At 54.6% G+C, this 2,043-nt stretch carries 3 protein-coding genes and 1 pseudogene; 2 read left to right on the top strand and 2 right to left on the bottom strand.

The annotated features are described in order from the left end of the window. Window positions 1-217: hypothetical protein (locus AB5Y92_RS00925; protein ID WP_368225180.1), on the top strand; the 217-nt coding region annotated here is incomplete at its 5' end. Window positions 218-521: 304 nt separating this feature from the next. Next, window positions 522-1,013, top strand: coding sequence for an RNA-binding protein (locus AB5Y92_RS00920; RefSeq protein WP_033138874.1), 492 nt, complete (start codon window positions 522-524; stop codon window positions 1,011-1,013). Between the two features lie 7 nt (window positions 1,014-1,020). Here the strand turns inward: AB5Y92_RS00920 and murI are convergent, their stop codons facing one another. Next, complete coding sequence (gene murI, locus AB5Y92_RS00915) at window positions 1,021-1,824, bottom strand: glutamate racemase (RefSeq protein ID WP_164535768.1); 804 nt, start codon at window positions 1,822-1,824, stop codon at window positions 1,021-1,023. Between the two features lie 60 nt (window positions 1,825-1,884). After that, window positions 1,885-2,043, bottom strand: a pseudogene (locus AB5Y92_RS00910) (IS1595 family transposase); the annotation flags it as partial.

The raw sequence follows: 2,043 nt of genomic DNA, 5'->3' as shown, positions 1-2,043 counted from the left end.
CATTGAAAATCAAAAATTGTTTTTGATGCTCGATGCTGTGAGTGCCCACACAGATTGCTTGATTCAAATTGTTAAAGAGCGTCACGCTTGTCGCGCTGAGGAGGCGCATATTACGCTTCTCACTTCGAAAGTCAAGCGATTGTTTTCGCTTTTCTTTCGGCGCCGGCTTCACAAGGAAGCTGGCTCATCAGTTCGGCGTGTTCCGCCGTGCTGGTAGGGGCGCATTATAGGGAGCCGAGCTGCGATGACAAGACTTTTTTTGAAGAAAATCACGAAAATTTCAAATTATTCAATTAGAAACAGCTTATTCAGTGTATATATACAATGTTATCCACAATCCGGTTATTTCACTCCCATTTTAGCGTCATTTATGTCGCCTTCAGTGACCCTGGGAATGCCATACTGGAGCCGATAACCTCTCCCGAGTGGTCCATGGTAGCGCCAATCAGGAAAGCTGGTTACCATGGAGGTGAATATAGTGTTGCACCTTTTTTGCTTTCATTTACAAAAGGTCTTTTAAGATGAATTTATCCAAGTTTCCCGTATATATGCAGGCCGCAATCCTTGCTCTGGTATTGGCAGTGGTTGGCTACCTGGTTGCCCAGGCCCTGCAGTTCTCTTTGAAAGCGGAAGTGATTTTTGCAGCAGGTCTGGCCATCGGCGGTTTCGTGGTACCGCTGTTCCTGAAGCGAACCCCGGCCAATGTCGCCGAGTCGATCGCCAATCAGGAGACTTGCACCTTATATGTAGGCAACCTGCCCTATCGCGCCAACGAGATTGCAGTGCGCGAATTGTTTGCCGAACAGGGCCAGGTCATTTCCGTACGGTTGATGAAAGACAAGGCAACCGGTAAGCGCAGAGGTTTCGGTTTCGTGGAGATGCCCGCCGCCGATGCCGCCAAGGCGATTGCCGCTTTGAATGATAAAGAGTACCAGCAGCGCACCCTCAAGGTACGTGAAGCGAATGACAAACGTGATAAAGAGGAAAGGGAAGGTAGCGAAGCTGACGTCTAACCGCTCGTCAGTACCTCACCTCTTCCAGTGATGACAGCCCCCATGCTTGCAAGGGGGCTGTCAGTTTTTGGGCCTCCCCATCCAGCCGGGTACAGTAAGCCCTGGCAATCACCTCTTCTATATGTACAGGCTGCACGGCGGCGTGCCCGCCATTGCTCAGCAACCAGGCCACCCGTTTGGCAACGGCACTGCCCGAGTCAATAAGCTGGCATTGCGGCATCAGTTGCCCAATCTCTTCATTGAGTAGCGGGAAGTGAGTGCAACCAAGCACCAGCGTATCCGGCTGCTCTTCCCCTTCCAGCCAGTCGACCAATACCTCGCGCAGCAGCGCCATATTGACCGGCAGGCCCGCCAGCTTGTGTTCGGCTTCTATGACCAGCTCGGTGGTGCCCTTGAGCAGCACCCGCTTGCCGGGGGCAAACTGGGCGATCAGTTCGTGGGTATAGTCGCGGCTGACGGTTCCCGGTGTGGCCAGCAGACCAATACAACCGTTGCGAGTCTGCGCGGCGGCGGGCTTGATAGCTGGCACCACCCCCACCACGGGAATATCCAGAGCCTCGCGCAGGGCCGGCAGCGATATGGTGCTGGCCGTGTTGCAGGCAATCACCACCAGATCGATCTGATGACGGGCCACCATGGTGGTCACCAAGCGGGTGCAGGCAGCAATCAGGGCGGGCTCACTCAATTCACCATAGGGGAAGTTGGCGTTGTCGAAGCAGTAGAAATAGTTGTGTGCCGGCAGAACGCGGCGGATCTCGCGGTAGATGGTCAGGCCACCCATACCGGAGTCGAACACGAGAATATTGGCCACTTGAGCTCCCCTTTGGTGCAAGGCGGCGATCATACTCCCGCCTGCCGCCAATAGAAAAGGCTATGTCCCAATTACGTGTTGCATGGGGCGCCCCAGCGCCTCATGCAAACAGGCTTTGATATTCCCCCCCCCCTCCCGTAACGCTCCAGCATCCGGCGCCAACCCAAGTAGTTCTTCAGGTAGTGCGTCGCCACGCCATGGAACCGCTCCATCCACTCT

The organism is Aeromonas sp. R1-1, from assembly GCF_040908495.1.
GTDB classification, from domain to species: Bacteria; Pseudomonadota; Gammaproteobacteria; order Enterobacterales; family Aeromonadaceae; genus Aeromonas; species Aeromonas veronii.
Note: the sequence above shows the minus strand (reverse complement) of the source record. Positions and strands in the feature narration are given on the sequence as shown.